Consider the following 22,272-nt stretch of genomic DNA (forward strand, 5'->3'; position numbering starts at 1 on the left):
CTTCCCATGCAGCCTATCCGCAAAATAATGCAGACAGGGCTCAATACATCATTCTGTAAAAACCCTTCGCTATACAGGACGGCCCGCTTATAACAAAAGGCCGTTCACTCATGACCTTCCCGCCGCAGCGCTTGTCCCTCGCCGCCGTTTTGCTGATTACCGCTGGCACCGCCCACGGCAAAACCGTGCAGATCGACAGCGCCACCACCGCTTCGCAAACCCTTGGCGGCAGCGACACGCTGACGATTTCGGCACCGGGCAGCATCACCGGCAGCGGCAAGGCTGTGAGCCTTAAAGACCAGACCAGCGGCGCCGGTGTGGTCATCGATAACGCGGGGAAAATCGTTTCGACCGGGGGACGGGCCATCGACAGCAGTGGTGACGAAACCAAGGCGCGTAATTACACCATCTACAACCGCAGCGGCGGGCAGATTCTCGGTGCCAACGACGCGCTGCGTATCGACAGCAATTTCGTCAGCGGCAGCCTGTTGATCGACAACAGCGGCGTGATTCGCTCCACCACCGGCCAGGGTCTGGACCTCGATGCCCTGCGCAGCGACGGGGTCAGGACCACCATCATCAACCGTGCGGGCGGGCTGATTCGCGGCGATGCCAGCGACGGCATGAAGACCGGCGCCAACGCGACCATCACCAACTACGGCGAAATCTCCACCGGTGACTCGCACAACGCCGACGAGAAATTCGACGGTATCGACATCGACTCGGCCAGCGGTGTCAGCGTGACCAACTACGGAGTGATTTCCGGCGGCCGCCATGGCATCACCACCGACCTGGGGGCGACGCTGGTCAACTATGGGCAAATCACCGGGCGCAACGGTTCCGGGTTCGGCTCCGACGGCGACGGCACGGTGATCAACCACGGCACCATTACCGGCGCCTACTCTGGGCTGCAAGCGAACGGTGATGGCGATGGCGTGGACATCGACAAGATCGCTCACATCGAAAACTACGGCACCATCCAAGGCGTTGGCGCCGGGGGCGTGGACAAGGGCGGGTTCGCCAACGGCAGTGAGGGCATCGCCCTCGGCGGCGGCCATATTCTCAACGCCAATGGCGCACTGATCAGCGGCGCCAACAGCGCCATTCTGGTGGACGACGGCAGCGGCGGATCGGGGCTGGCGGCGACCACTCTGGAGAACTACGGCACCATTCAAGGCCTCGACGGCTTCGGCGTGACATTCGTCGGCGAGTTCGCCGACACCGTGATCAACGGCGGCACCATCAGTGGCAGCAACGGCCTGGCGCTCGACCTGGGCGGCGGCAATGACAGCCTGACCCTGCGCAATGGCAGCCGTTTCGTCGGCGTGGTCGATGGCGGCAGCGGTTATGACCGGGTGGTGATGGACGACGTGGCGGGCGGCAGCTTCGGTGCCAGCCGCGATTTCGAGTGGCTGGAAGTCCGGCAAGGTGCGTGGACACTCACCGGCAACGGCGATTTCAGCGACGGCGGTGCGGTGCGCAATGGCGCCACCCTGATCAATCAGGGCGGCATCGCCGGCAACCTGACGGTAGACGCCGGCGGTGTGTACGCCGGTGGCGGCTCGGTGGGCAGCCTCAACGTCAACGGTACGCTGCGTACCGACACCAGCCTCGGTCGCGCAAGCATCGTGCATGATTTGAACATGGGCAGCGGATCGACCCTTGCCTACGGCGTCAACGCCGACGGCAGCAGCGCCGACGGCAGCAGCGCCCCGGTGCAGGTCGGCGGCATTGCCTTTCTCAACGGTGCGACCCTGGCGGTGAATCCCGGCAGCGGCACCTATCCGTGGCAGAGCCATTACACCGTGCTGCAAGCGGCCAGCGTCAACGGCACGTTCGGCAAGGTCACCAGCGATTACGCATTCCTCACGCCTACCCTGGCCTACACCCCGACGCAGGTCGATCTGACCTACACCCGCAATGACGTAGCCTTCAGCCAATTCGCGGCAACCGGCAACGGCGGCAACGCGGCCAGCAGCCTCGCTTCAATGGGCAACAACAACGCGCTGTACAACGCCTTGCTCAACACCACCCAAAGCACCGCTGGCGCGGCGATCGAGCAACTGGCCGGCGCCAGCAATGCCAACCTGACCAGCGCCACCCTCGGCGCCAGCAGTCAAGTGGGCAACAGCATGCTTGCGGCGATGCAGCAGATGGGCGGCAGCCCGGGATTGATGGTCGGCCTCGATCAGCGCGAAACACCGGTGCTGGCGGCCAATGGCATACCGACCGAGGCGCGCAATCTGAATGATCCGAATGCGCGCGGACGCCTGTGGCTGCAAGCCATCGGCGGCTACGGCAAGCTCGACGGCGAGCATGGCAACAGTGGCCTGGAGCAACGCACCAAGGGCAGCGTGCTGGGTGCCGACTGGGCGCTGAACCCGCAATGGCGCCTCGGTGTGCTCGGTGGTTATTCGAAGACTGATCTGGACGCGACCGGTGTCGATGGCAACGTCGAGAGCTGGCACGCCGGCGTCTACGCACTGCGCCAGAGCGGCCCGTTTTCTCTGCGCCTTGGCGCGGCGTACAGCGGCCATCAGGGCGAAAGCAGACGCACCGTGGCGTTCAACGGTTTCAGTGATCGGCCCAAGGGCGATTATGACGCCGACAGCCAGCAAGCCTTCGCCGAACTCGGCTACGCCATGGGCAGCGGCCGTCTCAGCGCCGAGCCGTTCGCCAGCCTCGGCTACCAGCGCTACCACCGCGACCGTTACCAGGAAAAGGGAGGTGCCGCCGCACTGGACGTCGACAGCCAGACCCAGGACAACTTCAGCAGCACCCTCGGCCTGCGCCTGGCGCACCTGAGCAGCCTCGACAACGGCATGAGCCTGACCCCGCGCCTGGCCGCAGGCTGGAAGCACACCTACGGCGATGTCAGCAGCTCGACGCGTCAGGCATTCGTGGTCGGCGGCACGGCATTCAATGTTGATGGCAGCGCGCTGGATCGCGACAGCCTGGTACTTGAAGCAGGGCTGGATGTGGGCATTTCGGCACGACACTCCCTGGGGCTGGGCTCTATAGCGGCGAGATCGGCAGCAACAGCCGCAACCATGGACTGATCGGGCAGTGGCAGATGAGTTTCTGATCCTTGAACAGCCGGCGGCGTCTGGATCTGGTGTAGGAAAAGGCCCCGCGGGGTTCGAGTAAAAACACCGATCGCAGGTCTTGCGACCCTTTTCTACGGTGAAGCTCCGATGTCGCCTGCAAGGCTGCGAGAAGCAGCCGACAGCGGATTTTTTGCAGCAAAAATAGAGTGGGGTCTCCTATCCAGAGAGGCCCGACTCATGCCCGGACACTACCAGCTTCGCCCCCTCCAACTCGCCGTGGCGATTGCACTGGCAATCGGATGGAGCAACGTTTCCATCGCCCAACAACCGGAGATTCCGGTCGTCGAAACTGCAGTAGAAGCCAAGCCCAAAAAGCCGCGTAAAACAAAGCCAAAGCCGCCCGTCGAGTCGGGCGGCCTCTCCACGATTGAAGAAGTTATCAGTCCAAGTCCAGCCCAAACTGCCATCGAACCATTGGCGGGCAGCTCTTCCAGCAATGGAGAACATCGCACACCCGATCAAGGGATGCCGGTTGAGCCTTTGCATGACAGGCCTCTGGAGCATCTGGCAAACAGCACGAATGCTCAGAAACTTGCAAAAAGCCTTGAAGGAAATTCCGTTCCACCACAGCAACCGCAGCAACCGCAGCAACCGCAGCAACCGCAGCAACCGCAGCAACCGCAGCAACCGCAGCAACCGCAAGAGCCTGGGACATTGCCCCAACCAGTGCAGCCCGAAACGCCTGCCGCGCAGTCAAATATCGCCATCAGCGCCCTGCTTGACGCCAGCACACCAACGGCGAGCCTGGCACTCGAACAACTTGCCGCCGGCAGCAACGCCAACCTCGCCAAAGCCACACTGAGCAGCGCCGCTCCGGTCAGCACCAGCATGCTCTCGGCGATGCATCAGCTGGACAATCGCAAAGCTGATGGTTCCGGGCGAGTCTGGCTGCAAGCTCTGGGACATGGCGGCACGGTCGATCGTGATTACGACAGTGCCCTCAAACACTCCACCCAAGGTTTGGTCCTGGGGGCCGACTGGCAATTCGACGAACAGTGGCATGTCGGCCTGATAGGGGCGAAAGCGCAAACCCGGCTTGATGCCCAACAGTTTGACGGTGATCTCGACAGCTGGCATCTCGGCGCCTACGCGCTGCGGCAGGACGGACCGTTTGCCCTGCGCCTGGGGGCCTCGTACGGCAGTCATGACGGTAGCGGCAAACGTCGCGTTGCCTTCGAGGGTTTCAGCGACAGGCTCAAAAGCCGCTATGACGCCAGCACCCAGCAGATGTTTGCCGAAGTCGGCTACAACCTCGGTCGTGGCAACGTCAGCTTCGAACCGTTCGCCAGCGTCGGTTATCAACGCTACCAGCGTGATGGTTACACCGAGAAAGGTGGCGATGCGGCGCTCAAGGTTCAGGGGCAAACCCGGGCGAACCCGAGCAGCACCATCGGCCTACGCCTGGCGAAAACCAGTCACCTGACCAACGGCATGCAGTTGACGCCGCGCCTGAGCGCGAGCATGAAACACACCTACGGCGAGCTCGATAACGCAACGCGCCAGCAACTGGTCAAGGGTGGCAAAAGCTTCGAGGTGATCGGTGCCGGGATGGATCGCAACCTCTTTACCCTGGATGCAGGTCTGGACCTGACGCTGTCCACTCGCAACACCCTGGGCGTCGGCATCAGCGGCGACGCCGGCTCTGATAGCCGCAGCTACGGCGTGACCGGCCAGTGGCGAATGGAGTTCTGATACAACGCTCGTGTAGGAGCTGCCGCAGGCTGCGATCTTTTGACTTTGCTCTTGAAGGTCAAAAGATCGCAGCCTGCGGCAGCTCCTACAGAGGACGGTCAATTGCAGGCGAAAAAAAAGGGGAGCACATGCCCCCCCGAGGTTTAAAACGTTGAATCGCGGCAGTTATCTCAGCCTTCGATCTCGATCAGGATTTCACCCGGATTCACCCGGTCGCCCTTGGCCACATGAATGGCGGTGACCTTGCCGGCAATCGCTGCCTGGACTTCGGTCTCCATCTTCATCGCTTCGGTGATCAGCACGGCCTGGCCAGCCTTGACGGTGTCGCCTTCCTTGACCAGCACATCGACGATGTTGCCCGGCATGGTGGTGCTGACGTGGCCTGGTGCCGACGCTTGCTTGCGTTTGCTGCTGCCGCCGCCGACGAATTCGTTGAGCGGCTCGAACACCACTTCTTCCGGCATGCCGTCGATGGACAGGTAGAAATGACGCTTGCCTTCAGCCTTCACACCGACACCGGTGATGTCGACGCGATAGGTTTCGCCGTGGACATCGATGACAAACTCGGTTGGCACGCCTTCGCCGCCGGCCTTGGCCACACCACCGGCCTCAGGGATCGGCAACAGCACTTCCGGAACGAGGGTGCCGGCGGCACGCTCTTCGAGGAATTTGCGGCCGATGTCCGGGAACATGGCGAAAGTCAGTACGTCTTCTTCGGACTTGGCCAGTGCGCCGATGTCGGCACGCAGCTTGGTCATTTCCGGCTTGAGCAGATCGGCCGGACGTACGTCGATCACCTCTTCGCTGCCGATGGCCTGACGACGCAGCTTCTCGTTGACCACGCCCGGCGCCTTGCCGTAGCCGCCTTGCAGGTAAAGCTTCACTTCGTTGGTGATGGTCTTGTAGCGCTCGCCGGCCAGGACGTTGAAGAACGCCTGAGTGCCGACGATCTGCGAAGTGGGGGTCACCAGCGGCGGGAAGCCGAGGTCTTCACGCACCCGCGGGATTTCCGCCAGCACTTCGCCCATGCGATTCAACGCGCCCTGCTCTTTCAACTGGTTGGCGAGGTTGGAGATCATCCCGCCCGGTACCTGGTTGACTTGCACACGGGTGTCGACGGCAGTGAATTCGCTTTCGAACTGGTGGTACTTCTTGCGCACGGCGTAGAAGTACAGACCGATTTCCTGCAGCAGCTCCAGGTTAAGACCGGTGTCGTACTCGGTGCCCTTGAGCGCAGCGACCATCGACTCGGTGCCCGGATGGCTGGTGCCCGAGGCGAAGCTGGAGATGGCGGTGTCGATGTGGTCGGCGCCGTTTTCAATGGCCTTGAGCTGGCACATGGCAGCGAGGCCAGCGGTGTCGTGAGAGTGGATGAACACCGGCAGCGACTGCTCGGCTTTCAGTGCGCGCACCAGTTCGCCGGTGGCGTACGGTGTCAGCAGACCGGCCATGTCCTTGATCGCCACCGAGTCGCAACCCATGGCTTCCATCTGCTTGGCCTGCGCCACAAACGCGTCGATGGTGTGCACCGGGCTGGTGGTATAGGCGATGGTGCCCTGAGCGTGTTTGCCGGCAGCCTTCACTGCTTCGATCGCCACGCGCAGGTTACGCACGTCGTTCATTGCGTCGAAGATGCGGAACACGTCGATGCCATTGACCGCGGCCTTGGCGACGAACGCTTTGACCACGTCATCGCTGTAATGGCGGTAGCCGAGCAGGTTCTGCCCACGCAAGAGCATTTGCAGGCGGGTGTTGGGCAGCGCGGCGCGCAGTTGACGCAGGCGCTCCCATGGGTCTTCTTTCAGAAAGCGTACGCAGGCGTCGAACGTCGCGCCGCCCCAGCACTCCAGAGACCAGTAGCCGACTTTGTCGAGCTTGTCGCAGATCGGCAGCATGTCTTCGGTGCGCATGCGGGTGGCGAGCAGCGATTGGTGAGCGTCGCGCAGGATGGTATCGGTGACAAAGATCTTCTTGGACATTGTTGTATTCCTCACAGGCCTGCGTGGGCGGCGATGGCGGCGGCGATGGCCAGGGCCAGCTCTTCGGGTTTGCGCTTGATCGAGTAGTTGGTCAGTTCAGGATGGCTTTCCACGAAGCTGGTATTGAACTGGCCGCTACGGAATTCCGGGTTGCGCAGGATTTCCTGGTAATACGCGGCGGTGGTTTTCACGCCTTGCAGACGCATGTCGTCCAGCGCCCGCAGGCCACGGTCCATCGCCTCTTCCCAGGTCAACGCCCAGACCACCAGTTTCAGGCACATCGAGTCGTAGAACGGCGGAATGGTGTAGCCGGTGTAGATCGCTGTATCGGTGCGCACGCCCGGGCCGCCGGGGGCGTAGTAACGGGTGATCTTGCCGAAGCTCGGCAGGAAGTTGTTTTTCGGGTCTTCGGCGTTGATGCGGAACTGCAACGCGAAACCACGGTGCTGAATGTCTTCCTGCTTCACCGACAGCGGCAGGCCGGAGGCGATGCGGATCTGCTCACGAACGATGTCGATCCCGGTGATTTCTTCGGTGATGGTGTGCTCCACCTGCACCCGGGTGTTCATCTCCATGAAGTACACCTCGCCCTCGGCGAGCAGGAACTCCACGGTGCCGGCATTCTCGTAGCCCACGGCCTTGGCCGCACGCACCGACAGGTCGCCGATGTAGGCGCGCTGTTCCGGGGTCAGTTGCGGGCTCGGGGCGATCTCGATCAGCTTCTGGTTGCGGCGCTGAATCGAGCAGTCACGCTCGAACAGGTGCACCACGTTGCCGAAGCTGTCACCAAGGATCTGCGCTTCGATGTGCTTGGGATTGACGATGCATTTTTCCAGGAACACTTCCGCCGAACCGAAAGCCTTGGTCGCTTCGGAGATCACCCGAGGGAAGTTCTGTTCGAGTTCTTCACGACTGTTGCAGCGACGGATACCGCGACCGCCACCACCGGAGGTGGCCTTGAGCATCACCGGATAACCGATGCGGTCGCCCTCGGTCAGGGCTTCTTCGATGCCCGACACGTTGCCTTCGGTGCCCGGGGTGACCGGCACGCCGGCCTTGATCATGCTGCGCCGGGCTTCGGTCTTGTCGCCCATGCGGCGAATGACTTCTGCCGACGGGCCGATGAATTTGATCCCGCGTTCGGCGCAGATGTCTGCCAGCTCGGCATTTTCCGAGAGGAAGCCGTAACCGGGGTGCAGTGCATCGCAACCAGTTTCCACCGCCAGGTTCACCAGCTTGCGCGGGTTGAGGTAACCGGCCAGTGGCTCGGCACCGATGCTGTGGGCTTCGTCCGCACGCTTCACATGCAAGGCATGGCGGTCGGCGTCGGAAAAAATCGCAACCGAGCGAATGCCCATCTCGGCGCAAGCTCGCACGATTCGTACGGCAATCTCACCACGGTTGGCGATCAGGATCTTTTTTATCACTTGGAAATTCCCTTGAGCCGGTGGCACCACGACCTGCTAGACCCAGGTCGACGCGTGACCAAATGTTTCAATCTGGTCGCGACCCCACACTAGCCCTCGCAAGGGATTAACAAAAATGAATAAAAATTGGGTCAGGCATAAGCAAAGACTTATAGTTAAACCATCAGCCTGCCGTCAGAGCCCATAAAAAATGCGTAAGTCCTTGATGCGTATGACATTACGCCAATTGCAGATCTTCAACGAAGTGTGTGATCTGCGCTCCTACAGCCGCGCCGCCGATGAAATGTCTCTCACACAACCGGCCGTCAGCCTACAGATTCGTCAGCTGGAAGAGCTGATCGGCCAGCCATTATTCGATTATGTCGGCAAAAAACTCTACATGACCGAGGCTGCCGAAGCCCTGCAGCGCGCGAGCCGGGACATCTTCGGACGCCTGGAAAACCTCGACATGCAGCTGTCGGACATGCAGGGCTCGCTGCAAGGCCAGTTGAAACTGGCGATAGAATCCAGCGCCAAATACTTCGTGCCGCACCTGTTTGCCGCCTTCAAGCGCCAGCACCCGGAAGTGAACTTGCAACTGACGGTGGTCAACCGCGGGCAGGTGATTCGCAGGCTTTCGGACAACCGCGATGATCTGGTGATCATGTCGATGGTGCCACAAGACATGGGCCTGGAATTCCTGCCCTTTCTCAATAACCCGATTGTTGCCGTGGCACGCCCGGATCACCCGTTGGCGCATATGGGACCGCTGCGTTTGCAGGATCTTGAACCTTACACGCTGCTGATCCGCGAACCGGGTTCGGGCACACGCCTGGCGTGCGAAGAATACTTCAAGGAAAAACGCGTGCACTTCACCCAGACCCAGGAAGTGGCCTCGGCCGAAGCCCAGCGTGAATGCGTGGTGGCGGGTCTGGGCCTGGCGCTGTTGACGCGCCACGCCCTGAACCTGGAACTGGCGACCGGCGGCCTGGTCGAGCTGCCGGTCGAAGAGTTGCCGCTGTTCCGTAGCTGGTGCCTGGTGCAGGCCAAGGCCAAACGCCTGTCACCGGTGGCGCACGCCTTCCTGGCGTTTATCCGCAGCGAGCGGGTGCAGATCAGCGCGCTGGTTGAGCGCTTCGACGGGAAGCTGCCGGTGCGGCCTGCCAGTAGTTGAGTTCGATGTCCTCGGGAAAATCGCTGATTTCGCTTTGAAGCTGACGGAGTTCGAAGCGATCTTCGATCGCGCGACGGAATTCCATGCGGCGCTGGTCTTCCTGCTGACGACGGGTTTTCGCGGCGCTGTTGCGTTCTTCGTAGGGCTGAGCCATTTCGAGTCTCCCAAGGCGAGTACGGGAGTTTCACGATAGGCGGGACGGATGACGGTTTGGCTGCGCGGGGATGACAGTGCGATGAAACTTTGCCGATTGCGTTTCATTGTGGCGAGGGAGCTTGCTCCCGCTGGACTGCGAAGCAGGCCCGGCCTTTCAGGGCCGCTGCGCGCCCCATCGGGAGCAAGCTCCCTCGCCACAAAAGCAGGCTTCAGTCATCCAGGGCTTTCACGGCCTTGGGCGACAGGCGCAAGCTGCGCAGACTGCGCTTCACGCTCTTGAGGTGATTGACCAGACTCGGCCCACGCGCCATGGCCACGCCCATTGCCAGCACGTCGATCACCACCAGGTGCGCAATGCGCGAGGTCAGCGGCGTATAGATTTCGGTGTCTTCGTGCACATCGATCGCCAGGTTGACGGTCGACAGCTCGGCCAGCGGAGTCTGGCTCGGGCACAGGGTGATCAGCGACGCGCCGCTCTCGCGAACGAGGTTGGCGGTGATCAGCAGATCCTTGGAGCGCCCGGACTGGGAAATGCAGATCGCTACATCGGTGGGCTTCAAGGTCACCGCCGACATCGCCTGCATGTGCGGGTCGGAATACGCCGCCGCCGTCAGCAGCAAACGGAAGAACTTGTGCTGCGCATCCGCCGCCACCGCGCCCGACGCACCAAAGCCGTAGAACTCGACACGCTGCGCCTGAGACATCAGCGTCACCGCGCGCTGCAATTCCACCGGGTCGAGCTTCTCGCGAACCTCCATCAGGGTGTGCAGGGTGGTGTCGAAAATCTTCAGGCTGTAGTCGGCGACCGAGTCGTCTTCGTGAATCGCGAACTGGCCGAAGCTGGCGCCGGCGGCCAGGCTCTGCGCCAGTTTCAGCTTGAGATCCTGAAAGCCGGAACAGCCGATGGCCCGGCAGAAACGCACAATGGTCGGCTCGCTGATACCGACACTGTGGGCCAGATCGGCCATGGAACTGTGCATCACCGCCGCAGGGTCAAGCAGCACGTGGTCGGCGACCTTGAGCTCCGACTTGCGTAACAGGTGACGTGACTGGGCGATGTGTTGCAGCAGATTCAAGGGGCTGGACTCTTCTTATGGGCAAGGATGTAGCACGCTTGTAGTTATACTACATGAATTGGCTTTTTGCCTGCTCAATGCGTAACTCCATGTCCCCGTATCAGGCACGATGGAGTGCATGTAGCCCTTAAAGCGGATTTCCCTGTTCGCGTAAAAGCCCAGCCAGACGCTCAGCCTCCACCGGGCGGCTGATCAGGTACCCCTGAACTTCGTCGCAGCGCTCGGCACGTAAAAATTCCAGCTGTTCTTGCCGCTCGACACCTTCAGCCACCACTTTCAACGACAGCCCGTGAGCCATGGCGATGATCGCCCGGGTGATCGCCGCATCCTCACTGCCCTGCCCCAATCCGCGAATGAACGCCTGATCGATCTTCACGTAATCCACCGGAATCCGTTTGAGGTAACTCAGCGACGAATAGCCGGTGCCGAAATCGTCGATCGCCAGCTTCACCCCCAGATCACGCAGTTGCTGGAAGGTCGCGATGATGTGTTCGACGCTGTCGAGCAACTGGCTCTCGGTGAGTTCCAGTTCGAGGTAGTGCGGCGCCAGCCCGGTTTCCTCCAGCACCTGGCGCACCAGACTGACCAGTTTGCCCTGACGCAGTTGATGCACCGACAGGTTCACCGATACCCGAATCGGCTCCAGCCCTTGCCGCTGCCACTCGCACGCCTGCCAGCAGGCCTGGCGCAGTACAAATTCGCCGATCGGGCCGATCAGTCCGGTTTCCTCGGCCAGACCAATGAAGTCCCCCGGCGGCACCCGGCCCATGGTCGGATGATCCCAGCGCACCAGCGCCTCCGCCGCATTCAGGCGCCCGGTTTGCAGGCACAGCTTCGGCTGGTAGAACACCTTGAGCTGTTTGTCTTCGATGGCTTTGCGCAGCTGGTTTTCCAGTTGCAGGCGCTCAAGGGTGCTGGCCTGCAGGCTGTCGGTGTAGAACTGGAAATTGTTGCCGCCCAGATGCTTGGCGTGTTGCATCGCCATGTTCGACTGACTGACCAGCGCAGAGATTTCCCGGGCGTTGTCCGGCAGCATGCTGATGCCCATCGAGGCACTCACCACCAGCTCATGCCCTTCGACCGTCAACGGCAGGCGCAGCTTGCTCGACAGCCGCGTGGCGACCCGCGCCAGACTCGACAGGTTGCCGTAGGCATCGAACAGCACGGCAAACTCATCGCCGGACAATCGGGCGATCGTGTCCGCTTCCGGCAAGGCATTGACCAGCCGCCGGGCCATTTTCTGCAGCAACTGATCTGCCACCTCGTGGCCGAGGCTGTCATTGAGCAGCTTGAAGCGGTCCAGGTTGATGTGCAGCAACGCCAGACTCCGGCGTCCACCCTGACGCACGCGCTGATGGGCTTCGTGCAGACGTTCGCGGAACAGTGAGCGATTGGCCAGTCCGGTGAGTTCATCGTAGTGCGTCAGAAAACGCATGCGCTCTTCGGATTCACGCCGCGCGGAAAGATCGGCGAAGAAGCCGACGATATGGCTGACGTTTCCCCGACTGTCGCGCACCGCGTTGAGTTGCAGCCACTGCGGGTACAGCTCGCCGTTCTTGCGGGTTTCCACCAGTTCGCCCTGCCAACTGCCATGCTGCTCCAGTGCATGACGGATCGCGACGTAATGCCGGCGGGCATCACGACTGCACGGCAGTTCGACGACGTTGCGCCCGAGCATGTCTTCGATGTCATAACCGGTGACCCGGCTGAACGCCTGATTGACCGCAATCAAGGCGTAGTTCGGATCAAGAATGACGATGCCTTCGCTGGCCGCTTCGAACACCGTGGCCGCCAGTCGCTGTTGTTCTTCGAGGCTTTTGCTCACGCTGATGTCGCGCCGGGTACCGACCATGCGGATCACCTGCCCGCTATCGCTGCGCTCCACCGCGCGGCCGCGGTCTTCGATCCACACCCAATGACCGTCGCCGTGACGCACGCGGTATTCGATCTGATAATCCTCTGTGCGGCCCTTCAGGTGCTCGATCAGCGCCTGCTTGAGCGACGGCACATCCTCGGGGTGCAGGCGCGGCTTGAGGTCGCGCAGGATCGCCGTGACGTATTCCGGCGCGAGACCGAACAGTTCCTGAATCTGCGTATGATGAACTTCGTCGGTCTGCAGGTTCCAGTCCCACAGCCCCAGCTCACTGGCCTTCAGAGCCAGGGCCAGCCGGGCTTCGCTTTTGCTCAGCGCCTGATTGGCCACGTCCAGTTCGCGGCTGCGCTGGGCCACGCGATCTTCCAGCTCGACCTGCGCCTCACGCAATTGACCCTCGGCACAGCGCCGCTGTTCGATCTCCTTGGCCAGCGCCTGATTGAGCTGGTCGCTGCGGTTCTGCGCTTGCTGAAGATGTTCGATCAGGTGCTGGTTCTGAAAGCGCCGCAGCAAGCTGCGATCAATCAGTCGATTGACCTGCCAGGCCACCACGCTCAGCGAACCGAGCAAAATCAGCCCGAGCCAGCCCCAACCGCGCGCCTGCTCATCACCGCCCCAGAACAGGTAGCCGATCGCCGGCAGCAGGCACGGCAAGGTAAAGGACAGAAACGCCGGCAGGCTGACGGCGTAGGCGACGCTGGCCGATAGCGTCGCGGCACCGATCAGGCCGAACACCCAGGCTTGCTGCATGAAGTTGTCGGCGGGCACCAGGGCGATGCCGGCGCCAGCCAGGGTCAGACCGGTCATGGTCGAGCCGAGCAGGAACATGCGGAACCAGATCGGCTGGGCCTGACGGTCCGGGATCGCCGAATCGAACGCCGCGACCTGAATCACCCGAAGCGCCACCAGCGACAACAACCAGACCAGCCAGATGCTGACCACGAAATAGCGCTGCGGGCTCCAGAGCAAAGCGGCGCAGACCAGACCATTGAGCAACATGAACATCGTCGGCAGCAGCGAGCCCTGATACAGCAGGCGCGTGCGTTCGACCGCCATTTCGATGGCGTAATGCTTGCGGATGACCCGGGGTTCCACAGAGGGGCCCGACAGGTCTGAGCTGAGGGTCTTGTGCAATGTTGTTGTTCTTATAGGAGTGAGCATGGGCCCGAAACGTGGACGGAGCATACACAAGCCGATCCCGTTGCCAAACTGCTCCAGATCATAATTTGCCGGAAACTTTCCGCCGTCCGATCACCGGCAAAACCCGCAGAGTGAGGCGGGCCGAAGCCTGTAGCCAGTGACCGACCGGTCGTCATCGGCGGCACTTTCATCGGCTAATGCAAAGCTCGGTTTGCCCGGGCCTGCGGCGCACCCTAGAATGCCCCGATGCGCGATGATCTCTCCCTTCTGCTGAACTCCCTCAACGATGCCCAACGCCAGGCCGTAGCAGCCCCCGTTGGCCGTCAGTTGGTCCTGGCCGGTGCCGGTTCCGGTAAAACCCGAGTGCTGGTGCACCGTATCGCCTGGTTGATCCAGGTCGAAAACGCCTCGCCCCACTCCATTCTGTCGGTGACCTTCACCAACAAGGCCGCTGCCGAGATGCGCCATCGCATCGAGCAGTTGCTGGGCATCAACCCGGCCGGCATGTGGGTCGGCACCTTCCACGGCCTGGCGCACCGCCTGCTGCGGGCGCACTGGCAGGAAGCGGGCTTGAGCCAGACTTTCCAGATTCTCGACAGCGACGACCAGCAACGGCTGGTCAAGCGGGTGATCCGTGAGCTGGGGCTGGACGAGCAGCGCTGGCCGGCCCGTCAGGCGCAGTGGTTCATCAACGGGCAGAAAGACGAAGGTCTGCGCCCGCAACACATTCAGGCCAGCGGCGACTTGTACCTGGCGACCATGCGCGGCATCTATGAAGCCTACGAGGCGGCCTGCCAGCGGGCCGGCGTCATCGACTTCTCCGAACTGCTGCTGCGCGCCCTCGACCTGTGGCGCGATCACCCGGGTCTGCTGGCGCACTATCAGAAGCGCTTCCGCCACATCCTCGTCGACGAGTTCCAGGACACCAACGCCGTGCAGTACGCCTGGTTGCGCCTGCTCGGCAAGGGCGGCGACAGCCTGATGGTGGTCGGCGACGACGACCAGTCGATCTACGGCTGGCGCGGGGCGAAAATCGAGAACATTCATCAGTACTCCTCCGACTTCCCGGATTCGGTGACCATTCGTCTGGAGCAGAACTACCGCTCCACCGCCGGCATCCTCAAGGCGGCCAACGCCTTGATCGCCAACAACACCGGACGTCTCGGCAAAGAGCTGTGGACCGACGGCGGCGACGGTGAAGCGATCAATCTGTACGCCGCGTTCAACGAACACGACGAAGCACGCTACGTTGTCGAAACCATCGAAAGCGCGCTGAAAACCGGCCTGGCCCGTAGCGATATCGCGATTCTCTACCGCTCCAACGCCCAATCGCGCGTTCTCGAAGAAGCCTTGCTGCGCGAGCGCATCCCGTACCGCATTTATGGCGGCCAACGCTTCTTCGAGCGCGCGGAAATCAAGAACGCCATGGCCTACCTGCGCTTGCTCGAAGGCCGTGGTAACGACGCGGCGCTGGAGCGAGTGATCAACGTCCCGGCCCGTGGCATTGGCGAGAAAACCGTCGAAGCGATCCGCGACCATGCACGTCACAGCGATGTGTCGATGTGGGAAGCGATGCGCCAACTGGTCGCCAATAAAGGCCTGACCGGTCGTGCTGCCGGTGCGCTGGGTGCGTTTATCGAGCTGATCGAAAATCTCGCCGCCAAGTGCATGGAAATGCCGCTGCACCTGATGACCCAGACCGTCATCGAGCAATCGGGGCTGATCGCCTATCACGAAGCGGAAAAAGGCGAGAAAGGCCAGGCCCGGGTGGAAAACCTTGAGGAACTGGTCAGCGCCGCGCGCAACTTCGAGAACACCGAAGAAGACGAAGAGCTGACACCACTGGCGGCGTTCCTCGGCCACGCATCGCTGGAGGCCGGAGACACCCAGGCCGACGAACACGAAGACAGCATTCAGCTGATGACCCTGCACAGCGCCAAAGGCCTGGAATTCCCTTACGTGTTCCTGGTGGGCATGGAAGAAGGCCTGTTCCCGCACAAGATGAGCCTGGAAGAACCGGGGCGCCTTGAGGAAGAGCGGCGTCTGGCCTACGTCGGCATCACCCGGGCCATGCAGAATCTGGTGATGACCTATGCTGAAACCCGGCGCCTGTACGGCAGCGAAACCTACAACAAGGTCTCGCGTTTCGTACGGGAAGTGCCGAAGGGTCTGATTCAGGAAGTGCGCCTGTCGAACAGCGTCAGCCGACCGTTCGGCGGCAATCAGTCGATGAGCGGCAGCAACCTGTTCAGCGGCAGCGAGATTCCGGAAACCGGCTTCAGCCTGGGTCAGGCGGTGCGTCACTCGATCTTCGGTGACGGCGTGATCCTCAACTTCGAAGGCGCCGGCGCGCAGGCGCGGGTACAGGTGAACTTCAGCGAAGGCAGCAAGTGGCTGATGCTCGGCTACGCCAAGCTGGAAGCAATTTAACGCCTTGCTCGACTGCTTTTTGTAGGAGTGAGCCTGCTCGCGATAGCGATTTATCATTCAATATATTTATTGTCTGACACGCCCTCATCGCGAGCAGGCTCACTCCTACAAGGCTTTGTGTCGGCTCATCTTTAAGGATATTGCCATGGGCTCAGGCTTCTTCTCTTCCTGGACATTCTGGGCCCTGCTCTCGGCGACGTTCGCCGCGCTGACGGCGATCTTCGCCAAAGTCGGCATCGAAAACGTCAATTCCGACTTCGCCACCCTGCTGCGCACCATCGTGGTACTGGTCAGCCTGGCCTTGATTTTGTACGCCACGGGCCAATATCAGTCCTTGGGATCGATTTCTGCCAAGAGCTATCTCTTCCTGCTGTTGTCCGGCCTGGGAACAGGCGCGTCGTGGCTGTGCTATTTCCGCGCGCTGAAAGTCGGCCCGGCTTCGCTGGTCGCGCCGGTGGACAAGCTCAGCGTGGTACTGGTGGCGGTGCTCGGCGTGATCCTGCTGGGCGAGAAACTCGACCTGCGCCAATGGGGCGGCATCGGCCTGATCACCGCTGGTGTGGTGATGTTGGCATTGCGTCGATAAGCAAGTTTCCCGCTGAACCTATCCCTTTTTCCTACAGACAAAAGTACATGGCCTTATTGCTTCGACGGAGCTGAACCTAACCTGTCAGGCAAAAGCCCGAAACACTCTCTCGCTAGCCAGTAACACTTCAGCTGTGCAACATGGCGCGCGTGTCTCCACAAACGGGAATTCCCTTTATGAAACGTTTTCTTAGCATCGCCATGGCGTTGTGCATCGGCCTGACGATGAGCCTCGACGCCAACGCCAAGCGCTTTGGTGGTGGCAAAAGCGCCGGCGCTGCGCCGACGCACCAGACCAGCCAGATGGCTCCTTCTTCCCCAGGCATGGGCGGCGCAGCAGCGACCGCTGGTGCTGCCGGCGCTGCCGGTGCAGCGGCCAAGGCCGGTGGCGCTTCGAAATGGCTCGGCCCTCTGGCCGGTATCGCCGCCGGTGGCCTGTTGGCGTCCATGTTCATGGGCGGCGGCTTCCAGGGCATGCAGATCTTCGACATCCTGATCATGGCCGTGATCGCGTTCGTGATCTTCCGCTTCATCGCCGCTCGTCGACGCAAGCAGCAGGAGCATCTGGCTCCGGCCGGCGCGCCGATGCAGCGTGAAGTGTTCGAGCAGAAGCCTGCTGCCATGGGTTCGATCTTCGGTGGTTCGGCCGCGCCGGTTGCCGCTCGTCCGGTGATCAACGCACCGGCGTGGTTCAACGAGCAGAACTTCCTTGCCGCCGCGCGCAGCCATTTCCAGTCGCTGCAGCAGCACTGGGACGCCAACGAAATGGACAAGATCGCCGAGTTCGTGACCCCGCAAATGCTCGACTTCCTCAAGCGTGAGCGTGCGGACCTGGGCGACGGCTTCCAGTCGACCTACATCGACAACCTGCAGGTACAACTGGACGGCGTGGATGATCGTGCCGACAAGACCATCGCCACCCTGACCTTCAGCGGTGTGTCGAAGACCTCGCGTTTCGACCAGGGCGAAGTATTCAGCGAAAGCTGGAACATGGAACGTCCACAGGGCGAAAACCAGCCTTGGCTGGTGGCCGGTATCCGCCAGAACGGCTGATCCCCTGCGCGTTACGCATGTGGTAATAAAAACCCCGGCCTCGGCCGGGGTTTTCTATTTCGCAGTTGCATCTATAGCGAGCTACTGTATAAACCGGCCCATATAAACCGCGCCATTCAAGCAAGAGGATCCCGGACGTGGAAGAAATCATCGAACAACTGCGCGAAGCCAACGAACCCGTACCGGTTCCCCTGGAGTTGCCCGACGAAGACCAATTGGTGGAGATCGAAGAAGAACTCTTCATCAACATCCCGTTCGTCTTCAAAGAGTTTCTGCTGACCGTCAGTGATGTGGTTTACGGCAGCCTCGAGCCGGTGACCGTCACCGACCCGCAATCACACACTTACCTGCCGGATGTCGCGGCCAACGCCTGGGACGCTGGGGTACCGCGCGACCTGATCCCGATCTGCCAGGACGGCGACAACTACTATTGCGTTGAAGAAGACGGCACCGTGGTGCTGTGGTCCGGCGAAGAAGAGCTGATCACCGAAGAGTCCTGGGAGTCGGTGTGGCACTGGGCGCGGGACGTCTGGCTGGAAAGCTGATCCGCCAGACGCCCGGGTCGGTCAGTGCCCCGACGACTCCTTGTGATTGTCGAGGGTTTCCAGCAGGGCCACCTGCATCCGCGTGTGCACGCGGATGAACCAGCGCCAGAGCAGCGCCGCCACGGCGGCCGCGACCACGGCGACCAGCACCAGCAACTTGTTGGTCGGCAGGATACTGGCCGACAAGGCTGCCAACAGCAGGAAGATCACCAGCAGCGAGAGGATCGGGATCACTTCGGAGATCACCCGACGCACTCGCTGCGTGTGACGCCCGGCCATCTCCGGCTTCACACCCATCTCCGCCAACAGCATCGACAACGCCTTGAGCTTGCGATACGCCGCAATCAGGAACGGCAGCGACAGCAGCAGCGCCCCGCCCCAGATCAACGCCTTCTGCCAGCTTGGGTCAGCGATCCAGTCCTGCATCCACACCGACAGCCGTCCGGCGAAGAACGCGCCGCTGAAGAAGATCGCAATCACCAACGCCAGATTGACCCCGACCTGCAACAGGATCCGCCGGATCATCGCCGCCAGCATCGCGCCCTCGCCTTGCGGCTGAATGCTGCGCAGCCATTCGCCATACATGCCGAACACCCGGCCCAGACGCTTGGGCACCGCCGCCGAAAGCTTGATCGACAACGGGTCAGCCGCACGGATCAGGTACGGCGTCAGCAGCGTGGTGATCACCGACACCGCCACCGCGACGGGATAAAGGAAGTTGCTGGTGACCTGCAGTGTCATCCCGAGCGCGGCGATGATGAAGGAAAATTCGCCGATCTGTGACAGCCCCATCCCGACCCGCAGTGAGGTGCGTCCGTCATTGCCGGCGATAAACGCCCCGAGGCCGCAGGACAACATCTTGCCAAGCACCACCGCTACGGTAATTACCGCAATCGGCCATGCGTATTGCAACAGGATCATCGGATCGAGCATCAGGCCGATCGCCACAAAGAAGATCGCACTGAACAAATCGCGTACCGGCTCGATCAGGCGCTCGATCTTCAGCAACTGCCGCGACTCGGCCATGATTGCGCCGATCAGGAAGGCGCCGAGCACCATGCTGTATTCGAGCTTGACCACCAGCAGGCAGAAGCCGAAACACAGACCCAAAACGGTGATCAGCAGCATCTCGTTGCTTTCGAATTTGGCGACATAAGCCAACAGACGCGGCACTAGCAGAATGCCAACCACCAGCGCGACGATCATGAACAGCGACAGCTTGCCCACCGTGGAGAACACTTCGCCGGAGCTGACCGTGCCGCTGACCGCGATGCTCGACAGCAGGGCGATGATGCCGATGCCGAGGATGTCCTCGACGATCAACACGCCGAAGATCAACTGCGCGAAGCGCTCGTTCTTCATCTTCAGGTCATTGAGCGCCTTGACGATGATGGTGGTCGAGGAGATGGCGAGGATTGCGCCGAGGAACAGCGAGTCCATGGTGTTCCAGTCGAACCAGCGGCCGATTTCATAGCCGATCCAGATCATCAGGACGATTTCGAGGAACGCCGCGATAAACGCCGTGGCGCCGACCTTGAACAGCTTGCGCAGGCTGAACTCCAGGCCGAGACAGAACATCAGGAAGATCACTCCCAGCTCGGCGAGGGTCTTGATGGTTTCTTCGTCGTGGATCAGGCCGAACGGCGGCGTGTGCGGGCCAATGATGAAACCGGCGACGATGTAGCCGAGCACCACCGGCTGCTTGAAGCGGTGGAACAGCACAGTAACCACACCTGCGACCAACATGATCACTGCCAGGTCCTGAATAAAGCTGATGGCATGCATGGTGTGGGCTCCTTGTATGAACTGACCCGCAGGCAGACATCAGAAAGGTCTGAGCGAGTTGGGTAAAAATCCGCTTATCGTGTGGGAATTGCCCTTGGGCAGGGCCTTTTGCAGGTTAACACCGCGACTTCCGGCTGGAAGGCGGTGCAATATAAGGAAACAGATCGATCCCGGCGTGACGACAGCCAGCCGCCAGGCGTCCCGATAACGGTGCTTTTGAAAAAGCGGCCAGGCACCCGCAGAGGTGCTTCCAGCAATCCAGCCTTGATCCGTGAGAACGTTATGGAACCCGGAAACGCCCAACTGTCGATGACGGTATTGATGACACCCGACATGGCCAACTTCTCTGGCAATGTCCACGGCGGCACCCTGCTCAAATACCTCGACGAAGTGGCCTACGCCTGCGCGAGCCGCTATGCCGGCCGCTACGTGGTGACGCTGTCGGTGGATCAGGTGATTTTCCGCGAGCCGATCCATGTCGGCGAACTGGTGACCTTCCTCGCGTCGGTCAACTACACCGGCAACACCTCGATGGAAGTCGGCATCAAAGTGGTGACCGAGAACATCCGCGAGCGCTCGGTGCGCCACACCAACAGCTGCTTCTTCACCATGGTCGCGGTGGATGACCAGCGCAAACCGGCGGCCGTACCGCCGCTGCAACCGCAGAACAGCGAAGACAAGCGTCGTTACATGCAGGCGCAGCAGCGTCGGCAGATTCGCCAGGAGCTGGAAAAGCGTTATCAGGAGATCAAGGGCGACGCCTGAGAACAAAAGCAAAAGATCGCAGCCTGCGGCAGCTCCTACAGAGGATCAACTTTTACCTTGTAGGAGCTGCCGAAGGCTGCGATCTTTTCGCTTTTAGCTGGTTACAGGCTGATCGCGGTCGCTTCGAACTTCACCCGCGGATGCGCAATCCGGTCCTGCGCCCTGACCAGTTGCAGCTCATAGCTGGCACAGGCCTGGGTCTCCAGCAGCACCTCATGCACCGCCGCTGCGGTGAATTCGAACGCCGCCACCAGACTGTCGCCCAACAGCACTCGCGCCAGGAACAGCCCGGACGTCAGGTCGCCCACGCCCACCGGCTGGCGCGGAAACGCCAGCAACGGACGGCGCAGGTGCCAGCATTCGTCAGCCGTCACCAACAACATCTCGAAACCATCCGCCGGTTTGCCCGGATAATCCAGATGCTTGACCAGCACTGCTTTCGGCCCACGCGCCAGCAGCGCCCGGGCCATCGCCAGGCAATCGAACAGCGACTGCGGCTTGCGTCCGGAGAAACTGTCCAGCTCCAGCTGATTCGGGCACATGATGTCCGCCACCGCCGCCGCTTCTTCCAGCAGAAAATCGCTGACTTCGGCCGGCACACTGCAGCCTTTCTCCGGATGACCCATCACCGGATCGCACAGGTACAGCGCCTTCGGATTGACCGACTTGATGCGCTCGACACCCCGCAGAATCGCCCGGCCCTGTGCCGCGCTGCCCAGATAACCGGAGAGCACCGCGTCGCAATTGCCCAGCTCACCGATGGCGGCGATGCCTTCGACCAGTTCGGGGATCTGATGCGGCGCCAGCACTTCACCGGCCCACTGCCCGTACTGGGTGTGGTTGGAAAACTGCACGGTATTGAGCGGCCAGACATTCACCCCGACCCGCTGCATCGGAAACACAGCGGCGCTGTTGCCGGCGTGGCCGAAGACCACATGGGACTGGATGGCGAGCAGATGAGGCGTACGTTTCATTCGGGTTATTCCGTAAAACGATTGAAATTCAAGCCGCGCAGTATGCGACGAAACACAGCCTGTACGACAGACCGGCGACGCAGTTAAGCTGCGCCTATCTTTTGGAGTTTCCTGTTGATGCTGACCCTCGAAAACGTCTTTGTGCTGATGCTGTTCGCCGCTGCTGGCGCCTGGCTATGGCACAACCACGGCTTGCGCGAGCGGGCGCTGGAGCGGGTCAAGCAGCATTGCATCAATGTCGGTGTCGAGTTGCTGGACGGCAACGTCGCCTTGAAGAAAATCGGTTTGATCAAGGATGCCAGCGGTCGGCGGCGTCTGGCCCGGGTCTACAACTTCGAGTTCACCGTGACCGGTGAAACCCGGCACAACGGCACCATCACCCAGTTTGGCGCGCACAGCGCTTCGATCGAACTGGCGCCCTACCCGGCTCCGTTCGACGACACGCCACCGGTGGTCGAGGTCACTCGTCCACGGGCCGAAGTGATCGAGTTGAGCCAGTGGCGTCAGGAACACAACAAGTGGAAGCCTTGAG

Annotated in this window: 15 protein-coding genes and 1 pseudogene; 9 read left to right on the top strand and 7 right to left on the bottom strand. The window is 61.4% G+C overall.

The window, feature by feature from the left end; all coding sequences use genetic code 11:
- Positions 1–110 precede the first annotated feature (110 nt).
- A pseudogene (locus tag ACU680_RS22780) lies at positions 111–3,085 on the top strand (autotransporter outer membrane beta-barrel domain-containing protein).
- Positions 3,086–3,284: 199 nt separating this feature from the next.
- Positions 3,285–4,799, top strand: a complete 1,515-nt coding sequence (locus ACU680_RS22785; protein ID WP_367086203.1) for an autotransporter outer membrane beta-barrel domain-containing protein — start codon at positions 3,285–3,287, stop codon at positions 4,797–4,799.
- A gap of 170 nt (positions 4,800–4,969) precedes the next feature.
- On the opposite strand, the gene oadA is transcribed toward ACU680_RS22785, so the two are convergent.
- Together oadA and ACU680_RS22795 are read right to left on the bottom strand one after the other, a co-directional pair.
- Positions 4,970–6,778 carry a sodium-extruding oxaloacetate decarboxylase subunit alpha gene (oadA, locus tag ACU680_RS22790; protein WP_098966358.1) on the bottom strand — a complete coding sequence of 603 codons (1,809 nt, stop codon included), beginning with the start codon at positions 6,776–6,778 and terminating at the stop codon, positions 4,970–4,972.
- Between the two features lie 11 nt (positions 6,779–6,789).
- Positions 6,790–8,205, bottom strand: coding sequence for an acetyl-CoA carboxylase biotin carboxylase subunit (locus ACU680_RS22795; RefSeq protein ID WP_027610345.1), 1,416 nt, complete (start codon positions 8,203–8,205; stop codon positions 6,790–6,792).
- Positions 8,206–8,395: 190 nt separating this feature from the next.
- Between ACU680_RS22795 and ACU680_RS22800 the strand changes: the two genes are divergently transcribed.
- Positions 8,396–9,358: a LysR family transcriptional regulator gene (locus ACU680_RS22800; RefSeq protein WP_448180570.1), complete on the top strand. Its 963-nt coding sequence runs from the start codon at positions 8,396–8,398 to the stop codon at positions 9,356–9,358.
- On the opposite strand, the gene ACU680_RS22805 is transcribed toward ACU680_RS22800, so the two are convergent.
- The 3 genes from ACU680_RS22805 to ACU680_RS22815 form a co-directional block, all read right to left on the bottom strand.
- Positions 9,300–9,512, bottom strand: a complete 213-nt coding sequence (locus ACU680_RS22805; RefSeq protein ID WP_007962241.1) for a PA3496 family putative envelope integrity protein — start codon at positions 9,510–9,512, stop codon at positions 9,300–9,302. The genes ACU680_RS22800 and ACU680_RS22805 overlap by 59 nt on opposite strands.
- Before the next feature lie 211 nt (positions 9,513–9,723).
- A complete protein-coding gene (gene hexR / locus ACU680_RS22810; protein WP_007962240.1) occupies positions 9,724–10,590 on the bottom strand; it encodes a transcriptional regulator HexR in 867 nt (288 codons plus the stop codon).
- Between the two features lie 127 nt (positions 10,591–10,717).
- Positions 10,718–13,648 carry a putative bifunctional diguanylate cyclase/phosphodiesterase gene (locus ACU680_RS22815; protein WP_448180571.1) on the bottom strand — a complete coding sequence of 977 codons (2,931 nt, stop codon included), beginning with the start codon at positions 13,646–13,648 and terminating at the stop codon, positions 10,718–10,720.
- 201 nt (positions 13,649–13,849) lie between these two features.
- On the opposite strand from ACU680_RS22815, the gene uvrD reads away from it, so the two are divergent.
- The 4 genes from uvrD to ACU680_RS22835 all read left to right on the top strand — a co-directional run bounded on the left by uvrD (position 13,850) and on the right by ACU680_RS22835 (position 18,216).
- Complete coding sequence (gene uvrD, locus ACU680_RS22820; RefSeq protein ID WP_003229685.1) at positions 13,850–16,033, top strand: DNA helicase II; 2,184 nt, start codon at positions 13,850–13,852, stop codon at positions 16,031–16,033.
- Positions 16,034–16,178: 145 nt separating this feature from the next.
- Positions 16,179–16,619: an EamA family transporter gene (locus tag ACU680_RS22825; RefSeq protein WP_367082133.1), complete on the top strand. Its 441-nt coding sequence runs from the start codon at positions 16,179–16,181 to the stop codon at positions 16,617–16,619.
- Between the two features lie 176 nt (positions 16,620–16,795).
- The gene (locus ACU680_RS22830) at positions 16,796–17,671 is read left to right on the top strand and encodes a Tim44 domain-containing protein (protein WP_007962237.1); all 876 of its coding nucleotides are present in this window, start codon (positions 16,796–16,798) and stop codon (positions 17,669–17,671) included.
- Between the two features lie 137 nt (positions 17,672–17,808).
- On the top strand, positions 17,809–18,216 hold the full coding sequence (locus ACU680_RS22835) for an SMI1/KNR4 family protein (RefSeq protein WP_024164487.1): 408 nt from the start codon (positions 17,809–17,811) through the stop codon (positions 18,214–18,216).
- A gap of 21 nt (positions 18,217–18,237) precedes the next feature.
- Here the strand turns inward: ACU680_RS22835 and ACU680_RS22840 are convergent, their stop codons facing one another.
- Positions 18,238–20,001 carry a cation:proton antiporter gene (locus ACU680_RS22840; protein WP_007960872.1) on the bottom strand — a complete coding sequence of 588 codons (1,764 nt, stop codon included), beginning with the start codon at positions 19,999–20,001 and terminating at the stop codon, positions 18,238–18,240.
- A gap of 282 nt (positions 20,002–20,283) precedes the next feature.
- Between ACU680_RS22840 and ACU680_RS22845 the strand changes: the two genes are divergently transcribed.
- The gene (locus tag ACU680_RS22845) at positions 20,284–20,766 is read left to right on the top strand and encodes an acyl-CoA thioesterase (protein ID WP_003229693.1); all 483 of its coding nucleotides are present in this window, start codon (positions 20,284–20,286) and stop codon (positions 20,764–20,766) included.
- A 101-nt stretch (positions 20,767–20,867) separates the two neighbouring features.
- On the opposite strand, the gene pdxY is transcribed toward ACU680_RS22845, so the two are convergent.
- Positions 20,868–21,740, bottom strand: a complete 873-nt coding sequence (gene pdxY / locus ACU680_RS22850; protein ID WP_448180572.1) for a pyridoxal kinase PdxY — start codon at positions 21,738–21,740, stop codon at positions 20,868–20,870.
- 117 nt (positions 21,741–21,857) lie between these two features.
- Here pdxY and ACU680_RS22855 point away from each other — a divergent pair, with 117 nt between their 5' ends.
- Positions 21,858–22,271: a DUF3301 domain-containing protein gene (locus ACU680_RS22855; protein ID WP_448180573.1), complete on the top strand. Its 414-nt coding sequence runs from the start codon at positions 21,858–21,860 to the stop codon at positions 22,269–22,271.
- Position 22,272: the final 1 nt, after the last annotated feature.

The organism is Pseudomonas sp. LF020, from assembly GCF_053456425.1.